Origin of the sequence: Paenibacillus sp. FSL L8-0641 (genome assembly GCF_038006265.1) — a bacterium.
Lineage (GTDB): Bacteria > Bacillota > Bacilli > Paenibacillales > Paenibacillaceae > Paenibacillus > Paenibacillus polymyxa_D.
Map to the genome: position 1 here is coordinate 1,652,053 of NZ_JBBOUW010000001.1, position 19,527 is coordinate 1,671,579.

Annotated in this window: 18 protein-coding genes; 17 read left to right on the plus strand and 1 reads right to left on the minus strand. The window is 44.6% G+C overall.

Annotation, left to right across the window (positions count from 1 at the left end; all coding sequences use genetic code 11):
* Positions 1 to 478: 478 nt before the first annotated feature.
* From MKY16_RS07430 to MKY16_RS07470, 9 genes are all read left to right on the plus strand, one after another.
* Positions 479 to 1,717 (plus strand): glycosyltransferase family 2 protein, encoded by a 1,239-nt coding sequence (locus tag MKY16_RS07430; RefSeq protein WP_029516470.1) that lies wholly within the window; start codon positions 479 to 481, stop codon positions 1,715 to 1,717.
* 309 nt (positions 1,718 to 2,026) lie between these two features.
* Entirely contained in the window at positions 2,027 to 2,524 is a 498-nt protein-coding gene (gene infC / locus MKY16_RS07435; RefSeq protein ID WP_010349250.1) for a translation initiation factor IF-3, read from the plus strand.
* A 20-nt stretch (positions 2,525 to 2,544) separates the two neighbouring features.
* Positions 2,545 to 2,745 carry a 50S ribosomal protein L35 gene (gene rpmI / locus MKY16_RS07440; RefSeq protein ID WP_013309379.1) on the plus strand — a complete coding sequence of 67 codons (201 nt, stop codon included), beginning with the start codon at positions 2,545 to 2,547 and terminating at the stop codon, positions 2,743 to 2,745.
* A gap of 51 nt (positions 2,746 to 2,796) precedes the next feature.
* A complete protein-coding gene (gene rplT, locus MKY16_RS07445; protein WP_007429517.1) occupies positions 2,797 to 3,156 on the plus strand; it encodes a 50S ribosomal protein L20 in 360 nt (119 codons plus the stop codon).
* Positions 3,157 to 3,534: 378 nt separating this feature from the next.
* Positions 3,535 to 4,572: a BMP family lipoprotein gene (locus MKY16_RS07450; protein WP_061829124.1), complete on the plus strand. Its 1,038-nt coding sequence runs from the start codon at positions 3,535 to 3,537 to the stop codon at positions 4,570 to 4,572.
* A 141-nt stretch (positions 4,573 to 4,713) separates the two neighbouring features.
* Positions 4,714 to 6,252: an ABC transporter ATP-binding protein gene (locus MKY16_RS07455; protein ID WP_340954880.1), complete on the plus strand. Its 1,539-nt coding sequence runs from the start codon at positions 4,714 to 4,716 to the stop codon at positions 6,250 to 6,252.
* Positions 6,245 to 7,324, plus strand: a complete 1,080-nt coding sequence (locus MKY16_RS07460; protein ID WP_069012850.1) for an ABC transporter permease — start codon at positions 6,245 to 6,247, stop codon at positions 7,322 to 7,324. The genes MKY16_RS07455 and MKY16_RS07460 overlap by 8 nt, the downstream gene beginning before the upstream one ends.
* Position 7,325: 1 nt before the next feature.
* Positions 7,326 to 8,285: an ABC transporter permease gene (locus MKY16_RS07465; protein ID WP_340954881.1), complete on the plus strand. Its 960-nt coding sequence runs from the start codon at positions 7,326 to 7,328 to the stop codon at positions 8,283 to 8,285.
* 261 nt (positions 8,286 to 8,546) lie between these two features.
* Positions 8,547 to 8,894, plus strand: a complete 348-nt coding sequence (locus MKY16_RS07470; protein ID WP_023987757.1) for a hypothetical protein — start codon at positions 8,547 to 8,549, stop codon at positions 8,892 to 8,894.
* A gap of 34 nt (positions 8,895 to 8,928) precedes the next feature.
* On the opposite strand, the gene MKY16_RS07475 is transcribed toward MKY16_RS07470, so the two are convergent.
* Positions 8,929 to 9,369, minus strand: a complete 441-nt coding sequence (locus tag MKY16_RS07475) for a GNAT family N-acetyltransferase (protein WP_340954882.1) — start codon at positions 9,367 to 9,369, stop codon at positions 8,929 to 8,931.
* A gap of 613 nt (positions 9,370 to 9,982) precedes the next feature.
* Between MKY16_RS07475 and ilvB the strand changes: the two genes are divergently transcribed.
* From ilvB to MKY16_RS07515, 8 genes are all read left to right on the plus strand, one after another.
* Positions 9,983 to 11,728, plus strand: a complete 1,746-nt coding sequence (ilvB, locus tag MKY16_RS07480; RefSeq protein ID WP_029516475.1) for a biosynthetic-type acetolactate synthase large subunit — start codon at positions 9,983 to 9,985, stop codon at positions 11,726 to 11,728.
* Between the two features lies 1 nt (position 11,729).
* A complete protein-coding gene (gene ilvN, locus MKY16_RS07485; protein WP_023987760.1) occupies positions 11,730 to 12,215 on the plus strand; it encodes an acetolactate synthase small subunit in 486 nt (161 codons plus the stop codon).
* A 163-nt stretch (positions 12,216 to 12,378) separates the two neighbouring features.
* Positions 12,379 to 13,371: a ketol-acid reductoisomerase gene (gene ilvC, locus MKY16_RS07490; RefSeq protein WP_340954884.1), complete on the plus strand. Its 993-nt coding sequence runs from the start codon at positions 12,379 to 12,381 to the stop codon at positions 13,369 to 13,371.
* 124 nt (positions 13,372 to 13,495) lie between these two features.
* Positions 13,496 to 15,037, plus strand: a complete 1,542-nt coding sequence (locus MKY16_RS07495; RefSeq protein WP_340954886.1) for a 2-isopropylmalate synthase — start codon at positions 13,496 to 13,498, stop codon at positions 15,035 to 15,037.
* A gap of 203 nt (positions 15,038 to 15,240) precedes the next feature.
* Entirely contained in the window at positions 15,241 to 16,317 is a 1,077-nt protein-coding gene (gene leuB / locus MKY16_RS07500) for a 3-isopropylmalate dehydrogenase (protein ID WP_340954888.1), read from the plus strand.
* A gap of 323 nt (positions 16,318 to 16,640) precedes the next feature.
* Complete coding sequence (locus tag MKY16_RS07505; protein WP_023987763.1) at positions 16,641 to 17,180, plus strand: peroxiredoxin; 540 nt, start codon at positions 16,641 to 16,643, stop codon at positions 17,178 to 17,180.
* Between the two features lie 263 nt (positions 17,181 to 17,443).
* Positions 17,444 to 17,860: a hypothetical protein gene (locus tag MKY16_RS07510; protein WP_029516478.1), complete on the plus strand. Its 417-nt coding sequence runs from the start codon at positions 17,444 to 17,446 to the stop codon at positions 17,858 to 17,860.
* Between the two features lie 337 nt (positions 17,861 to 18,197).
* Positions 18,198 to 19,301 carry an ATP-binding protein gene (locus MKY16_RS07515; protein ID WP_039269745.1) on the plus strand — a complete coding sequence of 368 codons (1,104 nt, stop codon included), beginning with the start codon at positions 18,198 to 18,200 and terminating at the stop codon, positions 19,299 to 19,301.
* The last annotated feature ends 226 nt before the right edge of the window (positions 19,302 to 19,527 follow it).

Below are 19,527 nucleotides of genomic sequence, written 5' to 3' on the forward strand. Positions count from 1 at the left end.
AGATTCATAACTTACTTGGTTCAATTCTACACAAAAATGTTAATGGAATATAAGCTGTATTGTATAACTTTCTTTGCGTTCATCCGTCTAATAAGATAGAGTGTTTAGAAGTGGTTGCTAATTGGCCCACAAAAAGGAGGGACCAAAGAAATAAAAAGTTAGCAAATGGATGAAAATAAGACCTAAACGTCATGAATGAGAAGTCCAGCGCTGCATTCCCGGTTTAAACGGGAGTTTGTTGTGTTTTTTTGCTGCTGAGACCGGTTTAAGGGCTTTGACAAAAGATTGAAAACCAACGAAAATCGTAATGGCGTTCCTGTGTCAGCCAAAAGGGGGCTGCGCACAGCCAATGAAGAAAGCAAGGGTCGGGTCAAAAACTACAGAAAAGGCGCGAAAAGCGCCGCAACTTGCGCTACACAGATAGAAAACAAACAAACGCAAGATTTTAAGGGGTATAAAAAGGGGGTAACAAGAGATCATGTTAGACGCTATTTTTGTGACGCTCCAGGTCATACTGGCGGTGATCGCAGTCTATCAGTTTGCATTCTCCTTGTTCGGATTGGTTCGGAAGAAAAGGAAAGAGCACGCGGCTCCAGAAAAGTCATTTGCCATTTTAGTCGCTGCCCACAATGAAGAACAGGTTGTCGGAGCGTTGATGGAAAATTTGAAGCAACTTGATTATCCGAAGGAACTTTACGATGTGTTCGTAATCTGTGATAACTGCACAGATAAGACTGCGGACATCGTTCGCGCTCACGGCATGAATGCTTGTGAACGTACGAATCCGAATCTGCGTGGTAAAGGCTACGCTATTGAGTGGATGCTCAAGGAATTATGGGCTATGCCACGCCAATATGATGCCATTGTCATGTTTGATGCTGACAATTTGGCGCATACCAATTTTTTGAGTGAAATGAACAATGATCTGTGTACAGGTGCCCGTGTTATCCAGGGGTACATTGATACTAAGAATCCTGAGGATTCTTGGATTACAGCGGCATACGGGGTATCTTATTGGTACATCAACCGTTTGTGGCAGCTGTCACGTCACAATCTGAACATGGCTAATTTCCTCGGTGGTACAGGCATGTGCTTTGAAACAAATCTGCTTAAGGAAATGGGCTGGGGTGCGACAAGTCTCGTAGAGGATTTGGAATTCACCATGCGCTGCACGCAGTGCAACGTATATCCAAGATTTAATTACGATGCCAAGGTATATGATGAAAAGCCGTTGACGTTCAAAGCCTCGTCCAGACAGCGTCTGCGCTGGATGCAAGGTCATTTCACGGTCGCTCGTCGTTATTTCTTCCCGTTGCTGTGGCAAAGTATCAAGCATAGAAGCCTGATTAAATTCGATATGGCTCTTTATGGTCTGAACGTGTATATCGTACTGCTCACCTTCTTGATGACAGTAGCTATGTGGATAGATATCGCCTTCTTTGGTGGACCTAATATCGAGAACATCTATGTACAGTTACCAGCTTGGACCGGTGTTATAGCTATTGGTTTGAATGTTGCTACTTTTGTGCTCGCAATGATTTTGGAAAAGGTCACATTCAAAAAAGTATATCTGTACTTATTGCTGTTCCCGGTCTATGCGATATCGTGGTATCCAATTACGGTCTATGCGTTCTTCACACAAAACAACAAGCAATGGAGCCATACCCAGCATACGCGTGTCGTTCGCCTAGAAGAGGTTCAGAGCAAGCAAGGGTAATTAGACGGTGGAATAGGACTAGAGATCGGTGTCATCAATTTTTATTAAAGTGTTGACACCTCGATTGCACCGTGATAAGATATTTGAGTATGTTAATTGAAAAGTATGGATTAACAAGTAGAAGGTCCGACTTCTCACCTGTCCGGTATTGCCGGCTGGTCATGATCCAATGATTTGTGAATTGAACTTTCATGATGAATTGAGTATCAGACAGGGATGTCGGCTGTGTAGTCGTCATCCCTTTTTTGTGCTTAAACACAATACAACAATAACAGGTTCTGGAGGTGGAGGGTTATTAGTAAGGAACATATGATCAATGATGAGATTCGAGTGAGAGAAGTACGTCTAGTTGGTGCGAACGGTGAACAAATCGGGATTAAACCGACGCGTGAAGCTTTGCAAATGGCGATTGACGCAAACTTGGATCTCGTGAACGTGGCGCCTCAAGCGAAGCCGCCCGTGTGTCGGATTATGGATTACGGAAAATTCCGCTATGAGCAACAGAAGAAAGAAAAGGAAGCCCGTAAAAACCAGAAGATCGTTGACATCAAAGAGGTATGGTTCCGTTCCAACATCGAGGAACATGACTACCAAACCAAGTTTCGCAATGTGGTGAAGTTCCTGAATGAAGGGGACAAGGTGAAATGCTCCGTTCGTTTCCGCGGTCGTGAAATTACTCATGCTAACGTGGGTCAAAAAATTCTCGAACGTGTGAAATTGGAAGTTGCTGATCTTTGTACCGTGGAGCGCCAACCCAAGCTCGAAGGACGCAGCATGATTATGATATTGGCTCCAAAGAGTCAATGACAAATTAAGGAGGAAGTTCAATGCCTAAAATGAAAACACATAGCAGCCTTAAAGGCCGCTTCAAAATTACCGGTACTGGTAAAGTAATGCGTTACAAAGCTTACAAAAACCACTTGCTTTCCCACAAATCCAAACGTGCAAAACGCGTTCTGGGTACTAACCCTGAGATGGCACCTGGGGACGTTAAGCGTCTGAAACAAGGTCTTGCTAACCTGAAATAGCACAGCACGGCAATGAAGGAAGTATAAACATTATTTGGGAGGTCATTTGATATGGCAAGAGTAAAGGGCGGATTCGTCGTTCGTCGTCGTCATAAAAAAGTATTGAAGCTTGCTAAAGGTTATTTTGGTTCCAAACACCGCATTTTTAAAACAGCTAACGAGCAGGTAATGAAATCGCTTGTTTACGCATACCGTGACCGTCGTCAGACGAAACGTAACTTCCGCAGACTGTGGATCGTGCGTATCAACGCAGCAGCTCGTTTGAACGGTTTGTCTTACAGCAAATTGATGCACGGCCTGAAATTGGCTGGTGTGGACATTAACCGCAAAATCTTGGCTGATCTTGCAGTCAATGATATTAATGCATTCAACTCTTTGGCAACTGTTGCTAAAGGCAAAATCAACGCTTAATTATTCATAATGAAGGCGTGGAAACCACGAAAGTGGTAAAGAGGTATCCCAAGCAGTACGCTGTGTAGGGATGCCTTTTTTTGTACATACTCAATGGTACGGAAAAGACTTTGTTTTCTCCAAAATACGAATAAATATGACGTAGGATGGAAGAATGTATGTTTTTTTTGAGATTGTAGCGCTTACATTGTTGAGGTTTTAAAAAAAATTGACCCAAGGTTATTAATTGTCTAGATTTTAGCCGATCATAATTGTATAATCTCTAAAGTAAGTCTTCTGTACGATCTGTCTCGTCAGTAAATGACATGCATGAGCATGTACATGTTCAACGAAAAGAGACAGTCCAGGGATCTAACACTAAGGGGGAACAGTATCAGCATGAAGAAAATGTTCAGTATGTCTTTGGTTATGCTGCTGGCGATCTCGGTCATTCTCGCAGGCTGCGGTAACAAAAATCAAGGTGCGTCCAACGCAAATGGTGGAGACACAGGTGGTTCTGCCAAAACATCGAATGTCCAAATCGGCATGGTTACAGATGTGGGTGGAGTAAACGACAAATCGTTTAACCAATCTGCTTGGGAGGCACTACAAGCCACTGAGAAAGAATCAGGCGTTAAAGTTAAATACCTGCAAAGTAAATCCGATCAAGATTATATTCCTAACCTGAACCAATTTGTTAAGGGTGATTTTAACCTGACTTGGGGAATCGGTTTTAATCTGGCGAATGCGATTGGACAAGTAGCGAAAGACAACCCGAGCAAGAATTTGGCGATCATTGACAGTGTCGTGGATGCGCCTAACGTAAAATCGGTTGTTTTTGCTGAAAATGAAGGTTCCTTCTTGGTGGGGGTTGTAGCTGGTAAGCTTACTAAAACAAACAAAATTGGTTTTGTGGGTGGACAAGATAGCCCGTTGATCAAACGTTTTGAAAAAGGATTCGAAGCAGGAATTAAAGCTGTAAATCCAAATGCAAAATTGGAAGTTAACTACACAGGTGCATTTGATAAGCCGGATCTGGGTAAAGCAGCGGCTGCGACGATCTATAACAGCGGTGCAGATATTATTTTCCATGCAGCTGGCGGATCTGGTACAGGTGTATTTAACGAAGCACTCGCACGTAAGCAACAAGGTCAGCAAGTATGGGTTATTGGTGTGGATAAAGACCAATCGCTTGAATTTGGTGACGACGTAACATTGACTTCGATGGTAAAACGTGTAGATGAAGCTGTAAAACGCGTATCTAAAGAAGTAATTGACGGTAAATTTAAGGGCGGTGTCGAAACACTGGCTCTGAAGGATAATGGCATTGGTTTGGCAGACACTTCAACGAAAAACGTACCTAAAGACGTGCTTGATCTTGTAGAACAATACAAGCAAAAAATTATTAAGGGCGAAATTACAGTTCCTTCGAAATAAGTTTTGGATTGAAGAATATAGAGGTGGCGACAAGGCTGGTTCATAAGACTAGCCTTGTTCTTACGTCTGGAGTTATATGGATTATAACGGGCAAAATCAGCTCATTGGAGCACATACTATAAAGTGTATAAGGGTGATCTCATGGATGCAGCGACCCCCGTCGTTGAGTTAAAGCAAATTACAAAACGATTCCCCGGCATCGTTGCCAACGACTCCATCAGCATCAAGCTGCATAAGGGAGAAATTCATGCCCTTTTGGGTGAGAATGGCGCGGGTAAATCTACGCTTATGAATATTCTTTTCGGACTGTATCAGCCGGATGAAGGGACCATTGAAATCGGAGGTAAACCTGTACAGATTGATAGTCCAAATAAGGCGATTGATCTGGGGATTGGCATGGTGCATCAGCATTTTAAACTCGTACAGCCGTTTACCGTTACCGAAAATATTGTCCTGGGCTCGGAGCCACGTAAGGGTCTGAAAATCAATTATAAAAAGGCTGCCGCAGAAGTACAGTGGTTGTCTGAGCAGTACGGCCTTCAGGTGAATCCGAATGCCAAAATTGAGGATATATCTGTGGGTATGCAGCAACGTGTAGAAATTATTAAAACGCTTTATCGCGGTGCAGATATTCTGATTTTCGATGAGCCTACAGCTGTACTGACACCACAGGAGATCACTGAGTTGCTGGATATTATGAAACGTTTGGTGGCTGAAGGCAAATCAATTATTCTTATTACTCATAAACTTAAAGAAATCATGCAAATTGCAGATACCGTTACGATCATTCGCCGAGGTCAGGTTATTGATACGGTCAAGACGTCTGAAACAACACCAAATGAGCTGGCTGAGAAAATGGTGGGCCGTCGTGTGTCCTTTAAAGTGGACAAGCAGCTTGCGCAACCAGGACAAACGGTATTGGAAATGAACAATGTAATTTCTAAAAACAAGGATGGTATTCATGTTCTAAATGAGTTGAACCTGCAGGTCAAGGCGGGCGAGATTTTGGGGATTGCCGGAGTAGATGGTAATGGACAGAGTGAGCTGATCGAAGCTTTGACAGGCTTACGCAAGGTGGATGGCGGGAGCATTCGTTTGCTCGGACAAGAGGTGGCCAATCAGTCACCACGCAAAATTTCAGAGGCAGGCGTTTCACATATACCAGAGGACCGTCATAAGCATGGGTTGGTGCTCGATTTTTCTATGAGTGAAAATATGGTGCTGGAGACTTATTACCAGGCGCCTTACAGTAAAAATGGCTTCTTGAACAAAGATGCTATAGAGAAACAGGCTAAAAGTCTCATCGAAAAGTTTGATGTTAGAACACCGGATATTCACACGAAGGCAAGAGCATTATCTGGTGGGAACCAGCAGAAGGCTATCATTGCACGTGAAATTGATAAAAATCCGGACCTTCTCATTGCAGCACAGCCTACACGCGGTTTGGATGTTGGAGCTATTGAATTTGTCCAGAAACAACTGATTGCGCAGAGGGACCAAGGTAAAGCTGTGTTGCTCATATCTTTTGAACTGGACGAGATTATGAATGTATCCGACCGAATTGCTGTCATCTATGAGGGCAAGATTGTCGGGGAAGTGCTGCCAGAAGAAACGAATGACCAGGAACTGGGACTGATGATGGCAGGAAGTGCAGTGAAGAAAGGAGTAGAGAATGGCTAATCTATTGAAAATATTCACAAAAGACTCCTTTGTACTGGCGCTGGTCTCTATTATTTTGGGTCTCCTTCTGGGTGCTATCGTGATGCTGATTGGCGGGTATGACCCTATTGTGGCCTATTCTGCTTTGTTTAGCCGTGTATACGGAGATTCTTATAACTTTGGAGAGGCTATCCGCGAGATGACTCCGCTGATTTTGACGGGGTTGGCATTTGCTTTTGCGGCCCGCGCCGGATTGTTTAATATTGGTGGCGAAGGTCAGTTTCTGGTAGGTATGACAGCTGCTTCGATTGTGGGCATTAAACTCCACGGACTGCCAGCTATCATTCATGCACCGCTAGCTGTGATTGCAGGCGCAGTTTTCGGAGGCCTGTGGGCTGCGATTGCTGGCTATTTGAAGGCCAAACGAGGCGTGAATGAAGTTATTACATGTATTATGATGAACTGGATCGGCCTGTATTTGGCTAATTTGGTGATCAATCAGTTCGCACTTATGGAAGGTGAGAATCGTTCTGTGGATATTCAGCCTTCTGCTTCAATTTCCATCGAATGGCTGTCCCAGATGATGGGGAATGCTCGGGTACATTGGGGTACGGTTATTGCTGTGCTGGCAGCAGTCTTTTTCTACATTTTCATGTGGAAAACAAAGCAGGGCTATGAGCTACGGGCTGTCGGATTTAATCAGGATGCATCCCGTTATGCAGGTATGAATGTAAATCGTAATATTATAAAAGCGATGTTCATTAGTGGAGTTTTTGCCGGATTGGCAGGGGCCTTTGAAGTGCTGGGAGTATTCCATTATCAATCTGTCATGGCAGGATCACCGGGAACGGGTTTTGACGGTATCGCTGTAGCTCTGATTGGGATGAATAACCCATTTGGTGTGCTGCTTGGTTCTGTTTTGTTCGGAACGCTTACGTATGGTTCTGCGGGGATGAGCTTTAGCGCAGATGTACCGCCCGAAATTATCCGGGTTGTCATTGGCTCGATTATTTTCTTCATTGCGGCCCAAGGTATTGTACGTTGGGTTGTGAAGCCGCTCTACTCCAAGCGGAAGAAAGAGAAGGTGTTGTAAAATGAGTTGGTTAACACTTGGTGAATTAATCCATACAACGCTCGTTTTTGCGACGGCGATTATTTTTGCGTCTCTCGGCGGAGTTTTTTCAGAAAAATCCGGTGTGACGAACCTCGGGTTGGAAGGACTTATGGTATTTGGAGCGTTTGCAGCGGGTGTTGGCGGATTTTATGCCGAGCAAGCTGGACTAGGAGGCACCTCTGCGGCTTGGGTAGGTGTGCTGTCAGCTGCGGTGTTCGGTATTCTGGTTTCGCTAATTCATGCTGTAGCCTCTATTACCTTTAAAGCTGATCAGGTAATAAGTGGTATAGTTATTAATTTTCTGGCAGCAGGTAGTACGCTGTATATGGTCAAGCTTTTATTTGAGGGTGATGGTGACACTGGTCGGATTCAGGGTTTCAACGAAATATCCATCCCTTACCTTGTGGATATCCCGATTGCAGGAAAAGCCTTTTTTCAAGCTTACCCAACGACATATCTAGCCATTCTATTGGTTATTATTGGATATTTAACCTTGTATAAAACACCGTTTGGCTTGCGTTTGCGTTCCGTTGGGGAGCATCCAGGAGCGGCCGATACCGTGGGAATTAAAGTAAATCGTCTTCGTTATATTGGTGTGATGATTAGTGGGGCGTTGGCTGGGATTGGTGGAGCTACAATCACTCTGACCACAACCAACATGTTCTCACACAATACAGTTTCGGGGCAGGGATATATTGCTATTGCCGCTATGATTTTCGGTAAATGGAATCCGCTCGGTGCTTTTGGCGCAGCAGTGTTTTTTGGTTTTTCACAAGCCATTCGCAACTATGTGCAGCTGTTTGCATGGTCACAAAGTATTCCCCAGGAAATTATTTTTATGTTGCCGTATCTCCTGACGATTATTGTACTGGTAGCGGCTGTCGGACGTTCACGCGCTCCGGCCGCTTTGGGTCAACTTTATGATCCAAGCAAGCGTTAAACTTATAAACAACTGATGCTGTATGTTTTGCAAAATGTACATGGGTGTATAAAAAATCTGGTATCTGCATATGCAGGTATCAGATTTTTTTATATTGTGCAGGCATTTAAACATACGCTACTGGCATGAATGGAATAGACTGTGCTATGCAGATTGGACGGGACGCTCGGCCCCTGTCAGCTCCGGTCTATTTTGTGGTGGTGATGAGCTATCAAGGAGCCGTTCAATCTGTCCATCCGTTGAGAAGAAGGAGGAAATACGATGAAACAGGCAGTAACCAGAAAGCAGGTGGAGAAGCTTGTCGGCAAAGTCATCTTTGCTACTCGCAAGGATGGTTCCCAGGTCAGCGGCAAGCTGATTCGCATTTCGGGTAACCGACTGGTTCTTCAACCAAACCGCAAGAAAAAAGTAAACACGAAGGCAATTATTCCTCTGGTGCTGTTTGACTTGCTTGCCATCGGCACAGCTCCATACATTGGTGCCTATGGTGGGGGATATGGTGGCTACGGTCCGGGCTATGGAGGACCAGGATATGGTCCGCAGCCAGGCCCGTATACAGACGGGGGATACCCCGGGGTAGGATATCCGTATTACCCTAATTTATTTTAGTCATACAAAATCCTGAGCCCGAAAAAGATACTTTTTACAGTAACTTTTCGAGTTCGTGGCATCGGCTCAGAGCTACGTATCGCAGCATTTGATATTGATGACGCAGATAAAAGTGGATCCCCCTGATATTGTCTTCATCCACCATCACTTTAGCCCGCTTGCAGCGACGCAGTCGTCCGTAGTGTTCGGCATGCTCAAGCAGTTTTTTTCCGTATCGCATACCTTGATGAGCCGAAGAGATTGCGATCAAATCAATGTATAATAGTTCGCCATGCAGCATAACATGAATGAAGCCAACAACCTGTGCATTATCCGGTCTGCAAGCTACAAAAGTGATGCCCCGGTTTAAGCGCCGGGGTAATTCTTTGCGTATTTGCTCCATTTCTTGGGCACTTAAATGCGATAGGGGGACAAGCTCTTGCTCGATTAGACGAAAGATGATGTTGTCATCTAGAGAGCTGCGTTTTCGAATCATAAACGGGCCTCCTTTTCTACCCTTTTAACAAGATAAGACGTGGCTTTGGAGGAGTGTACTGTCTCACCGTGTGGTCTTTTTTATAATATGCGGGTACCTCTTACAAGCGTGCGACTCGGAGGTGCTTCAGAAAAGAAACATAAATTTTTATGAAATATGGGTATTGACTATCCCAGATGGGAGACATATAATGTGTCTAAACATTTGAAAGAATGACATGAACTCAACGGCAATGAAGAGGACGAAGTGATTAGGGCTCTTTTGTTCAGAGAGTGAGGCATTAGCTGCAAGCTTCACCAAAATCCCTTTTTAACGAGCTCACCTTGGAGCTGTTTTCCTGAAAAGTATTTGGGCCCGATGGTATTAACGGCGTACTAAATCACCTATTAGGGAAAATCGTACGGTCTACGTTACAGACGCCAGATATGGAGATCCTTTGTGATTTCTGTACCTGCCAAGGTTCGATATTGCGAAATATCGGGCAAACACGGGTGGTACCACGGAAGCTACAGCCTTTCGTCCCTCAGTAACAGCAAGTCTGTTCTAGGGATGAAAGGTTTTTTTGTTTTTACAAATGTCAGATGTATGTAAATTTTGTAAAGGAGGATGACCAATGAGTGCACAAATTCCTGAAGTTAGGTCAACCAATGAATTACGTGAAAAGTGGATGAAGCCTGAAGTGATTACAGGTTCGGAAATTTTACTCCGTAGCCTGTTGCTGGAGGGAGTAGATTGTGTCTTCGGATATCCTGGTGGTGCAGTGTTATATATCTATGATGCCATGTATGGCTTTAAGGATTTCAAGCATGTCCTCACTCGTCACGAACAAGGAGCTATTCATGCGGCAGATGGTTATGCACGGGCGAGCGGTAAAGTGGGCGTCTGTATTGCGACTTCCGGACCTGGAGCGACAAACCTGGTAACTGGTATTGCGACGGCTTTTATGGATTCGGTGCCGTTGGTGGTCATCACGGGTAACGTTGTATCTTCCCTGATCGGTACGGATGCTTTCCAGGAAGCCGATATTACGGGAATTACAATGCCGATTACGAAACATAGCTATCTGGTAAGAGATGTAGAGGATCTACCGCGAATCATCCATGAGGCATTTCATATTGCCAACACAGGGCGCAAGGGACCGGTACTGATTGATATTCCGAAGGATATTTCTGCAGCCCAGACGTTGTTTGTCCCACAAACGGAACCTGTGACCATGCGGGGTTATAACCCGAAAGTGTTGCCCAACAAAATTCAACTAGACAAGCTAACTCAAGCTATTTCCGAAGCAGAACGTCCATTCATTCTGGCAGGTGGAGGAGTTGTATACTCCGGTGGACATGAAGCACTTTACGAGTTTGTTCGTAAAACGGAAATTCCTATCACGACAACATTGCTCGGATTGGGTGGTTTCCCAAGTGGACATGAACTGTGGACGGGGATGCCGGGGATGCATGGAACATACACCTCCAATCAGGCGATTCAACAGTCAGATCTGTTGATCTGTATCGGAGCCCGCTTCGATGATCGGGTAACAGGCAAGTTGGATGGGTTTGCTCCTCAAGCTAAAATCGTCCACATTGATATCGATCCTGCTGAAATTGGAAAAAATGTTGCAGCGGATATTCCTATCGTGGGTGACGTGAAGGCAGTGCTGGAATTGCTGAATCAGGATGTGAAACGTGCGGACCTGGCAGATGCATGGAGAGCGCAAATTCAGCATTGGAAGAATGAGAAACCTTATTCTTATAAGGATTCTGAAACGGTGCTTAAACCACAATGGGTTGTTGAGTTGCTGGATGAAACGACCAAGGGTGGTGCAATCGTAACGACAGACGTGGGACAGCATCAAATGTGGGCAGCGCAGTATTACAAATTCAATCAGCCACGCTCATGGGTCACCTCTGGTGGACTCGGTACGATGGGATTTGGTTTCCCTTCTGCAATCGGTGCTCAAATGGCCAATCCCGACAGATTGGTAATATCAATTAACGGGGACGGCGGTATGCAGATGTGTTCGCAGGAATTAGCCATCTGTGCAATCAATAACATTCCGGTTAAAATCGTAATTATCAACAACCAGGTGCTTGGAATGGTTCGCCAATGGCAGGAATTGATCTATAACAATCGGTATAGCCACATTGACCTGGCGGGAAGTCCGGATTTTGTGAAACTTGCCGAAGCATACGGTGTCAAAGGGCTGCGTGCTACGAATAAGGAAGAGGCACGTCGGGCTTGGCAGGAGGCGCTTGATACACCCGGACCGGTCGTTGTCGAGTTTGTAGTCAGCAAGGAAGAGAACGTATATCCAATGGTGACGCAAGGTTCGACAATTGATCAAATGCTGATGGGGGACGAGTAAAATGACAACAAAAAATACCATTGCTGTACTGGTAAATGATCAACCCGGCGTTTTGCAACGTGTGTCCGGCCTGTTCGGTCGCCGCGGCTTTAACATTGAGAGCATAACTGTGGGACAATCGGAAGAAGTTGGATTATCCCGTATGGTCATTGTGACTGTAGGGGATGAGAACAACCTAGAGCAGATTGAAAAGCAGCTTTACAAGCTGGTTGATGTGATCAAGGTCATCGATCTCAGTTCCAAACCAATGGTAGCCCGGGAATTGGCGATGATAAAGGTAAAGGCAGAACCGCCTCAACGGCCAGAGATTATGGGCGTGGTAGAAACATTCAGAGCAGCTGTAATTGATGTTGGAACGACGAGTTTGATTGTACAGGTCATTGGCGATACAGAAAAAATTGATGCCATGATCGAGTTGTTGAAGCCTTACGGTATTCGGGAGTTGACTCGAACCGGGGTTACAGCTATGATACGTGGCAATGCTTAATATGGAGCTTTAACGAATTACCGCTTATAGCGCATTACATCAATAAAGAACCGCCCGCATAAGAGCGGGGACTCGAAGAGATTTTTAGATGCTAATCACGAGGGAAAGTCTCTTGGAGTACCCGCTCATTATGAAGGGTCCAATTAAAAGGAGGAAATTAACCATGGCAGTTACAACGTACTACGAAAAAGATGCAGAACTCAGCGTATTGAAAGGAAAGACAGTGGCCGTTATTGGTTACGGTAGCCAAGGGCATGCTCAAGCACAAAACTTGCGTGACAGTGGTGTGAATGTTGTTATTGGTTTGCGTGAAGGCAAATCGGCTGATGTCGCAAGAAACGACGGTTTTGAAGTTCTGAACGTAGCTGATGCAACAAGCCGTGCAGATGTGGTTCAAATTTTGTTACCTGATGAAACTCAAGCTTCTGTGTACAAAAATGAAATTGAACCTAACCTGAAAAAAGGCGCAGCTCTTTTGTTCTCCCATGGTTTTAACGTTCATTTTGGACAAATCGTAGCTTCTAAAGATAGCGATGTATTGCTGGTTGCTCCAAAATCCCCAGGACATATGGTACGTCGTACTTATGTAGAAGGGTTTGGAGTACCGGGGCTGATCGCAATTGAGCAGGACGCAACGGGTCAGGCCAAAGAAATCGGACTTGCTTACGCAAAAGGCATTGGCTGTACACGTGCGGGCGTAATTGAAACCTCCTTCCGTGAAGAAACGGAGACGGATCTGTTCGGTGAGCAGGCGGTATTGTGTGGCGGCGTGAGCGCACTTGTAAAAGCGGGCTTTGAAACATTGACTGAAGCAGGTTATGCTCCTGAGATGGCATACTTTGAATGTTTGCATGAGCTTAAGCTGATCGTTGACTTGATGTATGAAGGTGGATTGGCAACGATGCGTGATTCCATCAGTAATACAGCGGAATATGGCGATTATGTAACTGGACCACGTGTGGTAACGGAAGATACGAAGAAAGCCATGAAGGATGTGTTGACTGACATTCAACAAGGTAAATTTGCTCGTGACTTCATCCTTGAAAATCAATCTGGACGTGCATTCCTGACGGCTACTCGTCGTAATGAAGCTAACCATCCGATTGAAGTGGTGGGCGGACAATTGCGTGAAATGATGCATTGGATCAAAAAGTAATAATCTTTTGTACTATGAATTCGACTACATGCATTATTTATAAATATTAATTACAATGCGGCCCTGCTTATTGCGTGAGCCGCATTGTAATTTAAGGGTCCTAATCCTGAGGAGGTGCGTTAGGTTGCGCAAAATATATATATTTGACACAACGTTGAGAGACGGAGAACAGTCACCTGGCGTGAACTTGAATACTCGTGAAAAAGTGGAGATCGCTCATCAGTTGGAGAAGCTGGGAATTGATCGTATGGAGGCTGGGTTCCCGGCTGCTTCTCCGGGTGATCTGGCAGCTGTTAATGCAGTAGCAAAAGCTGTAAAAAATTCGACGGTGATTGGTCTTTCGCGTGCAAGGGAACAGGATATTGATGCAGTTCGCGAGGCACTCAAGGGAGCTCAGGACCCGTGTATCCATATCTTTTTGGCAACCTCTCCTATTCACCGTCAACATAAGCTGCGGATGGAGAAGGCACAGGTTTTGGAAACTGCTCGTGCTGCCATACGCTATGGGTTGAAATATTTGCCTAAAGTGGAGTTTTCCTTGGAAGATGCAGGCCGTACAGAGCTTGATTTTGTGGTTGAAATGGTCACCATGGCTGTACAAGAAGGAGCTTCTGTCGTCAATATTCCAGATACGGTAGGTTACTTGACACCCTATGAGTATGGAAATATATTCAAACATATTAAGGAAAATGTAATCGATGTGGAGAAGATTCAATTGAGTGCACATTGCCACAATGACCTGGGAATGGCTACTGCTAATACACTTGCTGCCATCCTGAATGGCGCGGATCAGATCGAGGGAACCATTAACGGTATCGGTGAACGTGCTGGAAACACGGCCATTGAGGAAATCGCCATGGCACTGGAGACGAGACAGGAATTTTTCCAGGCCAAAACGTCTCTTCAATTGTCTGAAATTGCGCGCACGAGCCGTTTGGTTAGCCGTTTGACGGGGATGGTAGTGCCGGGCAACAAGGCAATTGTTGGAGCCAACGCTTTTGCGCACGAATCAGGTATTCATCAAGACGGCATGCTGAAAGAGAAAACGACTTATGAAATCATGACACCAGAAAGTATCGGTCTGAAAGAAAGCAAGCTGGTACTTGGTAAGCACTCAGGTCGTCATGCTTTCCGTGAGCGTTTGGTCGAGTTGGGCTACGAATTGAACGAAGAAGATCTGAATCGCGCCTTTGGTCAGTTCAAGGATTTGGCTGATAAGAAAAAGGAAGTTTCGGACGATGATATTTTGGCATTGCTGGAAGAAAAATTGGCTGATGCACCTGAAGTCTTCAAGCTGGAAACGATTTTTGTTACCTACGGGAATAAGGCTACGCCTTCCGCACAAGTGCGTCTGGTTAACGATGAAGATCAGGTTATTGAGACAGAAGCTGAAGGAAATGGTTCAGTCGATGCGATCTATAATGCGATTGATCAAGCCAGCGGTGAGAGCGTTGTACTTTCAGATTACTCCATCAAGTCTGTTACCCATGGTAAGGACGCTCTGGGTGAAGTCCATGTAGTGCTGACGCAAAACGAACTGTCTGTACAGGGACGCGGGGTAAGCACCGATATTCTGGAAGCAAGTGCTCGGGCTTACGTGGATGCGCTGAATGGTTTAATCGACAAGCGTAAAAACTACAGTAATCGCGTAGATTATAAATCTTAGTTTTTATGCAGACTTAAGAGTTGGGTTTACAGGATCGGGTTTTTTCGGTCCTGTTTTCTTTTTTTCTGATGAAAAAACCAGCTTATAGGCTGTGCCTATTGAATTGATAGATTCTATATCTTGGTCAAAGCCCTGCCATATATGTTACAAAGAAGGTATGAAAAATACGGTTGTATGGCTGTATAACAAGAGGAGTGTACGTGATGGCAGACGTTAAAAAGATTGCGGTAATAGCGGGAGATGGAATTGGACCTGAAGTGGTCGCAGAGGCAGAGAAAATTTTGAAACGTACGGAAGAAGTATTCGGCTTTTCATTTGAAACGGAGCATGCGCTGTTCGGCGGGATTGCCATTGATAAGAAGGGCACACCATTACCGGAAGAAACACTGGCAGTATGTCAGTCTGCAGATGCTGTTCTGCTGGGTGCGGTAGGAGGGCCACAATGGGATAACAATCCAAAGGAACTTCGTCCTGAAACCGGGCTGCTGGGCATTCGCAAAGAGCTTGGTCTGTTTTCGAATCTTCGTCCTGCCGTCGTCTTTGACTGTCTCAAGGACGCGTCTACATTGAAACCGGAAGTGTTGGAAGGAACGGACCTGATCGTGGTGCGCGAACTGACGGGCGGCATTTATTTCGGCGAGAAGTTCAGACGAGAAAGTCCTCAGGGTGAGGAAGCAGTTGATACTTGCGCATATAATGTAACAGAAGTAGAGCGTATCGTGCGCCAATCTTTCGAAATTGCACAAAAACGTCGCAAAAAACTTGCATCGGTGGATAAGGCTAATGTACTGGAAACTTCCCGTTTATGGCGTGAAGTAGTGAACCGGGTTGCTGTAGACTACCCGGATGTCGAGCTGGAGCATGTATTGGTTGATAACTGCGCCATGCAATTGCTGCGTCGTCCATCTAGCTTCGACGTCATCGTGACGGAAAATATGTTTGGTGACATTCTCAGTGATGAAGCGGCTATGCTGACTGGATCCATCGGCATGCTCTCCTCCGCATCACTGGGAGAAGGCAGCTTCGGCCTATACGAGCCGGTACATGGCTCGGCGCCTGACATTGCAGGTCAAGGCCTGGCGAATCCCATTGCAACGATTTTGTCCGTTGCTTTGATGTTCCGTCTTACCTTCGGGTACGAGAAAGCAGCAGATGCCATTGAGAAAGCCATAGCTGAGGTACTGGATGCAGGGCACCGTACGGCGGATATTGCGGTGGATAAATCTCAAGCAATCTCGACAACTCAAATGGGTGATCTGATCGCTGCAGCTATTCGCTAAAAGCTCCGTAAATGCACCCGTTCTGAAAAAAAGCTTCCTATTATATAGTAAGGTTATACAGTCTGGCTTTTTGGCAAATGTTTAGCACAGTAGCTCCTGAGCAATCAGGAGCTATTTGTATATTCAAAGGTTCAAAATGTGAATAAAATGTGAATTTTTAAGCTAGTTTAAAATAATTATAAAAAAGTAATGGTTACAATATTGACTTTGATTTCAGCGAATGATAACATTTATCAAGTAAGTTGTTGTTTATTACAATACAGATGATTGAGGAAAGCACATGTGGTGTTTTTCTTACATATTTTAAAGGAGGATTTCATATTATGGCAGAAAGATTGGTAGGAAGACCCGCCCCTGATTTTGCATTGGAAACAGTGACTGGAGACGGTCAAGAATTTGGTTCGGTGAAGCTTTCCGATTACCGTGGCAAGTGGCTCGTATTTTTCTTCTATCCACTGGATTTCACTTTTGTGTGCCCTACGGAAATTACAGCATTGAGCGATGCTGCTGACCAATTCAAAGAGCTGGATACTGAAATTCTGGGTATCAGTGTAGACTCCGTGCACAGTCACAAAGCATGGATCAACACAGCTAAAGAAAACAACGGTCTAGGCAAACTGAACTTCCCATTGGCTTCTGACATCACGAAAAAAACAGCAAGCGATTATGGCGTTCTGATCGAAGAAGAAGGCGTTGCATTGCGCGGCTTGTTCATCATTGATCCAGAAGGCGAATTGAAATATCAAGTGGTTAACCACAACGATGTAGGTCGCAGTGTAGAAGAAACATTGCGTGTACTGCAAGCTTTGCAATCCGGTGGCTTGTGCCCAATGAACTGGAAACCAGGCGATCAAAATCTGTAATATAAGCTTCACAAGTTGAAATTAATTAAACAAACAAGCCCCCAACTAGCGGTTACTCTACCGTTATTGGGGGCTTGCTTGCCTGCTCTGTGCGGCGGAAAATGTGAGGACAGCCTGTTTAATGAGGCAACGCAGAGTGAGGTAACAAATAATTATGGAAATGTTGTTGTGTTCTGGAGGAATTTTGCCTGACGAAAGCGAATAAGGTATTGTAGAAGATAAACAAGGCAGAACAGGTTTTGTTCAGAGGAGGCTGAGCCCGGATGAGTTATTGCTGTGGAGCAAGCATGGTAGGAACCAAGGGAACGCTGAAGCATTACCGCACCCAAGTTCATAATGTTCCTTTGCTGTTTTGCCCGGTATGTCGTCGCATTGAAGTTCATTATAAAGTCGAAAATGAGTATGAAATTTTGGCTGAATATGCACATGGAGATGGGGCAAGCGAGATTGATTTTCAGGATTATGTCATGGAAGACGATGATACGATATTTGAAAATTGTGTGAATCGTGAAAGTGAAGATGCGTTTGAAATTGTGAAGCGTCAAATTGACATATCCCTGGATTTATTGATGGTAGCCAAACAGATGAATGATGAAAAATGGCAGGGAGAGCTTAAGAGAAGACTGGCCGTTATGAGCCAAAGACGATCCCGGCTTCAACATAATAAGAGCGGCAGTTGACATCCTACACACCAAAGAAGCTCTCAATTCTGGAGAGCTTCTTTGGTGTGTAGGGCGCTTGTTCCTAACTTCATTTTTCATTTTGGTAATGTTGCGCAGATATTATGACGAAAGAAAACAGGATAAAAATTTGGATTCGACACTTTTTCCGATTGACTGCGATCCTTAATCTTGTCTATCATAAAATAAGACTGGAATTGGAAAGAGATGGTCGGATTTCTGTGTAACTGTTTTCTACACCATTGAAGGGTAGTCGATAGATGCCTTTCTTTTCTTCAAGATTATTACGCGTCCGATATGGCCAGTTTGTCATTCCGAAACAAGGGGGAAGCCTGGCATGATCAGTGAATTCCAAGAAGCCTTGCTTGATACCGTGGGAGCTTGTCCTTCCACACAGATCGCCAATAACAAGTATGAAAATGTGCTGGAGAACCTGGATAGTGGTATCATGCTGTTTGACAGTGACGGGGTACTGACCTTTATTAACGTGCAAATGGCGAAATTGCTGGAGCTACCACGGAGTTCGCTAGCAGGTCGCAATTTGATGCAAATTTTGCATCATCCTGAGTTAAGCCGGTTTAAGAAGAAGAAAATCATGCGGATTTATAAAGAAACTATCTTTCATAGAAAGCGCTATCATGAGTTAATTGATGAGTATGGTCGGCATTGGTTGATAACAGTAACCTATGGTGATCAGATGGATGGCGATTTTTTGTTTAGCGTCAAGGATGTGTCGGATTATAAGCAGATTGAGCAGACAGCATATCAAAACGATAAGCTGGCGATGCTGGGACGCATCTCGGCCTCTATTGCTCATGAAATTCGTAACCCGCTTACCGCAATCCGGGGCTTTATTCAATTGCTTCGACCGCATTTGGTGGAGCTGGGCAGGGATGAGTATGCCCGCATTATATTAACAGAAATTGATCGTGCGAACGACATTATTTATGAGTTCTTAAATTCGTCCAAGCCTTCGGCTCCGCAAAAAACGGCTGTATCTGTGATGGGGCTGCTGAAAGAAGTAGTGATGCTGACAGAAAGCGAAGCATTGATGAAGGGTTGCCAGATTGCATTGGACGAAAATGATGAGCTCATGAAGGTTTCCATTGATGTGAAGCAGATTAAGCAGGTTATCCTCAATATGATTAAAAATGCAATGGATGCCATTGAAAGCATGGGTGGGGAACGAGAGGGCTGCATCGATATTCATACAGTGCTTGAGGGCAATTATGTCCACATTTGTATTGAAGATAACGGATTAGGTATGGATCACAATACATTGACGCGTTTATTTGATCCTTTTTTTACAACAAAAGAAAGTGGAACCGGATTGGGATTGGCTGTGAGCTATCGAATTATCAAAAATCACGGAGGTTTCATACATGTAGACAGTAAACATGGAAGTGGCACACAATTCAAAATCACGCTTCCTGTAGTTTAATATGGGGAGGTTTTCGCAGAGGGGTCCTGTACATACTATTTCTTTTATGTTGTGCAGCGTTGGGGTATAGGTATCACCTTTTTGGAAAAGGTTATCTGAAGCGCATAATCTGACAAGATGATGCGCTTTTTTGGTGCTGTAAGCTCGGTTATTTGCGTAAATGCGAAAATGAATTCATGAATTTAAGACAAAAAAATGATTCACCTTTCACAGATTAAATGCTATT

What these genes read in the sequence shown, in the direction of transcription:
- MKY16_RS07430 (WP_029516470.1), top strand. Translation starts at nt 479, where the DNA reads ATGTTAGACGCTATTTTTGTGACGCTCCAGGTCATACTGGCGGTGATC.
- infC (WP_010349250.1), top strand. Translation starts at nt 2,027, where the DNA reads ATGATCAATGATGAGATTCGAGTGAGAGAAGTACGTCTAGTTGGTGCG.
- rpmI (WP_013309379.1), top strand. Translation starts at nt 2,545, where the DNA reads ATGCCTAAAATGAAAACACATAGCAGCCTTAAAGGCCGCTTCAAAATT.
- rplT (WP_007429517.1), top strand. Translation starts at nt 2,797, where the DNA reads ATGGCAAGAGTAAAGGGCGGATTCGTCGTTCGTCGTCGTCATAAAAAA.
- MKY16_RS07450 (WP_061829124.1), top strand. Translation starts at nt 3,535, where the DNA reads ATGAAGAAAATGTTCAGTATGTCTTTGGTTATGCTGCTGGCGATCTCG.
- MKY16_RS07455 (WP_340954880.1), top strand. Translation starts at nt 4,714, where the DNA reads ATGGATGCAGCGACCCCCGTCGTTGAGTTAAAGCAAATTACAAAACGA.
- MKY16_RS07460 (WP_069012850.1), top strand. Translation starts at nt 6,245, where the DNA reads ATGGCTAATCTATTGAAAATATTCACAAAAGACTCCTTTGTACTGGCG.
- MKY16_RS07465 (WP_340954881.1), top strand. Translation starts at nt 7,326, where the DNA reads ATGAGTTGGTTAACACTTGGTGAATTAATCCATACAACGCTCGTTTTT.
- MKY16_RS07470 (WP_023987757.1), top strand. Translation starts at nt 8,547, where the DNA reads ATGAAACAGGCAGTAACCAGAAAGCAGGTGGAGAAGCTTGTCGGCAAA.
- MKY16_RS07475 (WP_340954882.1), bottom strand. Translation starts at nt 9,369, where the DNA reads ATGATTCGAAAACGCAGCTCTCTAGATGACAACATCATCTTTCGTCTA.
- ilvB (WP_029516475.1), top strand. Translation starts at nt 9,983, where the DNA reads ATGAGTGCACAAATTCCTGAAGTTAGGTCAACCAATGAATTACGTGAA.
- ilvN (WP_023987760.1), top strand. Translation starts at nt 11,730, where the DNA reads ATGACAACAAAAAATACCATTGCTGTACTGGTAAATGATCAACCCGGC.
- ilvC (WP_340954884.1), top strand. Translation starts at nt 12,379, where the DNA reads ATGGCAGTTACAACGTACTACGAAAAAGATGCAGAACTCAGCGTATTG.
- leuB (WP_340954888.1), top strand. Translation starts at nt 15,241, where the DNA reads ATGGCAGACGTTAAAAAGATTGCGGTAATAGCGGGAGATGGAATTGGA.
- MKY16_RS07505 (WP_023987763.1), top strand. Translation starts at nt 16,641, where the DNA reads ATGGCAGAAAGATTGGTAGGAAGACCCGCCCCTGATTTTGCATTGGAA.
- MKY16_RS07510 (WP_029516478.1), top strand. Translation starts at nt 17,444, where the DNA reads ATGAGTTATTGCTGTGGAGCAAGCATGGTAGGAACCAAGGGAACGCTG.
- MKY16_RS07515 (WP_039269745.1), top strand. Translation starts at nt 18,198, where the DNA reads ATGATCAGTGAATTCCAAGAAGCCTTGCTTGATACCGTGGGAGCTTGT.